The organism is Pseudobdellovibrionaceae bacterium, assembly GCA_023954155.1.
Lineage (GTDB): Bacteria > Bdellovibrionota > Bdellovibrionia > Bdellovibrionales > UBA1609 > JAMLIO01.
Map to the genome: position 1 here is coordinate 1 of JAMLIO010000015.1, position 4550 is coordinate 4550.

Genomic DNA, 4550 nt, shown 5'->3' on the forward strand with positions numbered 1-4550 from the left:
GCCCTGCCGCTATTTGACGTGGCGACCAAAGTGGAACCGTTTTTCCTCCACTAGACATAGGAGATCCAGACGGCCAGTTTTTGGAGTACCAAGGGCCTATACGACCGCCAAAGGGTTTTGAAAAGGCTCTAGCACTAATAGGAACACCGCCATTAGGACTAAAAAGTGCAAAGGACGTTGTTGTAGCTACAACTTGATTGTAAACCATATACCAAGGGTTTTTTTCAAAACCTAATACATCTTCAAAAGCACTGTCTTCTGGTAAACCAAGATAACTACCCTGCGTGAAACTCCTCAAAAATCCATCTGGATCTGAATCATCTACCCATCTTTTTGCTTGCGCTGAGTTTGCATGATCCCATGATATTGGAAGTTGAAAGTTAAACCTTTGTTGGATTGAACCGAAAGCACCCCCTCGACCTCCCATCGAATGCAGTAGCCTATCTGCATAGATTAAGGCGATCCAAGTTTTGATTTCAGGTAACCATTGCTTTTGATCAAGACCTTGCAATGAATTTCTAATTTGAAAATTAGTCACCGCTGTCGTTTTGTTCGACTCAGACAGATTATATTCGAAGGTCTTTCTGGCTCCTTCAAATACACTTTTACCATCAAGGTCTTTCATTCCGCCAGCATTGATGGGTTTGGAAAGGTTTTCAGCAAGAGCCTTAATAAGAGCCCGTCTGTAACCAGTCTGAATTCTGAATGATGCCAGATTGATAGACACCATCCACCAATCAAAAGCATTCGCCAGCATAACATCATTTTCAATTTTATTACCTAAGTTAATGGTAGTCTGACGCAAACTAGAGTTACCACCCCACCTATTATTGATCACAGTAAGATGAGGAATTCCAGTAAAGGTATTTGAATATCTTTCTTTACGACAAAAATTATCATTTGTAACACTTGTAAAAAGCTCTTTCGATGAATAGCATGCTGGTCTTCTAATTTTATTCGCCCAAGCATGCTCTGTCTCGCTAGCATTCACCGCACCTGGCGCGAAAGCAGCATTATCATCTATCCCCACGGTCCCCAACACAATATACCTATACGTCATCAGCTTGTGGGCTTGGCGGATTTGGTAGTTCATGTGGGCGATGGCGTTTAATTGTTCTGCTTGTCTTTGGGCGACATACAAAGACGCAAAATCCACAGCGTTTTGCACATTGATCTTATCGTGAACAATCATGCCCACGTTGATGGTCATTGCAAAGAGTGTGAACAAAACTAAAAAAGTCAGACCCACAAAGACGGAAATCTGCCCCTTTTGATTTTTGTATTTATTTGAACATGGATTGACTCTGAGCATATGCACCTTAAAATTATAAATCGGATGAGAACACTTAGTTTATTAGTCTTTAGCACAGTTTATTTATCCTTTTGCCCCACAAGCCTCACATGGGCGGCAAAAAGCAAGACTTTAGACTTGGATACTGCTTCTAATGCAAACTCCACCACGACATCTTCCCTAGACCTACACTCTGGCAACAGTCTGCATAATGGTGGGTTTTGCTATGAGATCTTAGCAGGTAATAGCCATGTCGGCTTTATTCTTGAAACCAAAGCTTTTAACGAAAAAAATGGCCACCATGAACAAAAGCTCTATACCTATTTACACAATAAAACCTCGTCTCTAGAAGAGCAGCTTAATACTACCAGTGACACTTATTTCTCACCCATTGCCTTTCAGTACAAACTCAGCGTTGATAATAAAATTTCTAAAGAACTTACAGGAAAGTTTAAAAAGAATGCTCAAAAATTTTCTGTGGATTACACACAAAGCACTCCCAAAAACAAATCCAAAACACAAACCCTTGTGATTCCCAAAGGAACTGTTTTTTTGTCACGAGTGACAGATCTGATCTTTTCACAAAAAAAAATTGAGGACTTTAAGCCCAAACAGGAATTGGTCGTCCAAGTTTTTGATGCCAAAACAGGTAAGCTCAAATCTTCTAAGTCTCACCTTGATCAAAATTCAGATGGAATAAAACTCATTCATAACGTGGACGGGAAAAACTTTAGCACCGAACACACCTATCATGGACACCTCTTACGTTCTGTTGACCAAAGGCAAAACATCACCTTAGCAAGATGCAAATCCGTCGAGCCTCATATAAAAACTGCCGAAACTCATTCTATTTATAAAACATTTTTTGCTCAAAAAGAAAAAGAGATTCTTAAATCATGTTGTCAGCTTTAATCCAAAGAATACTACTTACTGTTCCTGTTGTTTTTGGTGTCTTTACGCTGACCTTTTTTTTAATCCACTGGATTCCAGGGGACCCCGTGGACCTTATTCTAGGTGACCTTGCGAACCCCCTAGATAAACAAGAAATGCGCACGCAACTAGGTTTAGACCAGTCTCTACAGACCCAATACGTGCGCTTTTTGACTTCCACTGCCCAAGGACAATTAGGGACTTCTTTATTTTCACAAAAACCTGTTTTTGAAATGATCGCCAACCGAATTGGGGCCACCATCGAGTTATCCCTAGCTTCAATGCTTTTAGCCATGCTTTGGGGGATTCCCCTAGGAGTCATTGCTGCCGTAAAGCGATACACATTTTTTGATCGCGCCCTTGTAAGCCTTGGTTTAGTTGGCATGTCCTTTCCTGGATTTTTCTTAGGGCCTTTACTGATCTATCTCTTTGCCATTCTTTTAGGGTGGCTGCCCGTTGGGGAACGCGGGGGAATGGAACATCTTATCTTGCCCGCACTCAGTTTGGCACTTCCTCTAGGTGCTATTCTTATGCGCATGACCAGAGCCTCAATGCTCGATGTCTTACACGAAGACTATGTGAAAGTCGCCAGAGCCAAAGGGTGTTCCACTTTTAAAATTTTTTTTGTCCACGCTTTAAGGAATGCCCTTATTCCTATCATCACCATCGTGGGTCTGCAATTTGGTTCTGTTCTTACGGGCACTGTGATCACCGAGACCATCTTTGATTGGCCAGGACTTGGCACCTTACTTTTTGATGCCATTCAACGTCGCGATTATCCTCTTGTTCAAGGCTGTGTTCTGATCATTGCCCTGATCTACATTGTTGTGAACTTTCTAACCGATGTCGCTTACGTCCTTGTTCACCCTAAGATGAGGATCAGCTAATGAGAGTCTATCAATGAAGCTAAGCAAACGAAGTATATTTATATTTATTGGTAGCTTTATTGTTTTAGCAAATATTTTTGTCGCTGTTGCTGTGCCATTTTTACCTTTGCCCGACCCACAACATTATCTATTAGACCAACGTTATGATGGCCCAAGCCTAAGTGCACCGTTTGGTCGAGACGAAAACGGCGTGGATGTCATGACTCTTATTTTTTGGGGCGCACGCTTAAGCCTTACCGTTGCGGTCAGTGTGGTGTTTATCACGACACTTGTGGGGCTTATCGTAGGTTCAGTGGCGGGTTATAAGGGTGGGTCCACTGATTTTATTATTATGCGCTTTATCGACATGATCCATGCCTTTCCTGGTTTTCTGCTTGCTCTTGCACTTGTCGCGTCGCTAGGGCCTTCCGTAAAAAATCTGATTCTTGCCATGTCGCTCACGGGCTGGGCAGGTGTGGCCCGTTTAGTACGAGGTGAACTTTTACATCTTAAAGAAAAAGAATATGTGCAGTCCTCTAAAGCTCTAGGAGCCTCTTCGCTACGAACCGTCTGCTTACACATTTGGCCCAACCTGATTGGCATTATGACCGTACAGGCCACCTTTGCCATGGCAGGAACCCTGATCGTAGAATCAGGACTGAGCTTCTTAGGTTTGGGCGCACCCCCCACTACGCCCACATGGGGGATGCTACTTAACTCTGGTCGCTACTACCTGACCGAGGCTCCTCATATCAGTATTTTTCCTGGGATTGCGATTTTACTTTTGGTCTTAGGTTTTAATCTTCTGGGTGATGGCCTAAGAGAAATACTGGACCCTAAAAATAACCTTTAAACTCCATACGACAACAGATAAACTAAACTCACACAGATAAGGATCGACTATGAAGACAACATCTATGCTAGGCCAAATGTTCATGATTGGCATTTCTGGTCACACACTCACCTCTGAAGAAAAAGACTTCATTATACAAAACGACATTGGTGGCGTGATTCTGTTTGCCAGAAACGTCAGTACACCCGAACAAATCCTTAAACTGACCACAGAAATTCAAGAGCTTTCACAGCACACAGAATCTCAACTGCCTATTTTGATTTCCATTGATATGGAAGGAGGTAGGGTGGCTCGTCTGAAAGAACCCTTCACCATCTGGCCTCCTATGCGCTATTTGGGCGATCAATCTTCTCCACAGTTGGCCTTTGAAGTGGGACAAGCTTTAGGAGCCGAGCTTTTAGCTGTGGGAATCAATATGGACTTTGCTCCTTGTATTGATGTGTTTTTAAATCCCAAAAATGAAGTCATTGGTGACAGAGCCTTTAGCGATGATCCCGAAGAAGTGGCCAAGATCGCCTCAGGTATCATTCGTGGTTTTAAAAAGGTGGGCATGGTGTCTTGTGTGAAGCACTTCCCTGGACATGGTTACACTTCTGTAGACAGTCACTTT

At 42.7% G+C, this 4550-nt stretch carries 5 protein-coding genes; 4 read left to right on the plus strand and 1 reads right to left on the minus strand.

Features of this window, described 5'->3' with window-relative positions:
* On the minus strand, positions 1 to 1312 hold a 1312-nt coding region (locus M9899_11215), incomplete at its 3' end, for a Tad domain-containing protein (protein ID MCO5114726.1).
* Positions 1313 to 1336: 24 nt separating this feature from the next.
* On the opposite strand from M9899_11215, the gene M9899_11220 reads away from it, so the two are divergent.
* The 4 genes from M9899_11220 to M9899_11235 form a co-directional block, all read left to right on the plus strand.
* The gene (locus M9899_11220) at positions 1337 to 2203 is read left to right on the plus strand and encodes a hypothetical protein (protein ID MCO5114727.1); all 867 of its coding nucleotides are present in this window, start codon (positions 1337 to 1339) and stop codon (positions 2201 to 2203) included.
* Entirely contained in the window at positions 2188 to 3108 is a 921-nt protein-coding gene (locus M9899_11225) for an ABC transporter permease (protein ID MCO5114728.1), read from the plus strand. The genes M9899_11220 and M9899_11225 overlap by 16 nt, the downstream gene beginning before the upstream one ends.
* A 13-nt stretch (positions 3109 to 3121) precedes the next feature.
* Complete coding sequence (locus M9899_11230) at positions 3122 to 3940, plus strand: ABC transporter permease (protein MCO5114729.1); 819 nt, start codon at positions 3122 to 3124, stop codon at positions 3938 to 3940.
* 49 nt (positions 3941 to 3989) lie between these two features.
* Positions 3990 to 4550, plus strand: a 561-nt coding sequence (locus tag M9899_11235) for a beta-N-acetylhexosaminidase (protein ID MCO5114730.1), incomplete at its 3' end; no start/stop codon positions are given.

Bases quoted from the DNA above. Each gene is read 5' to 3' on its own strand.
- M9899_11230 (MCO5114729.1), top strand. From the start codon at position 3,122: ATGAAGCTAAGCAAACGAAGTATATTTATATTTATTGGTAGCTTTATT.
- M9899_11225 (MCO5114728.1), top strand. From the start codon at position 2,188: ATGTTGTCAGCTTTAATCCAAAGAATACTACTTACTGTTCCTGTTGTT.
- M9899_11220 (MCO5114727.1), top strand. From the start codon at position 1,337: ATGAGAACACTTAGTTTATTAGTCTTTAGCACAGTTTATTTATCCTTT.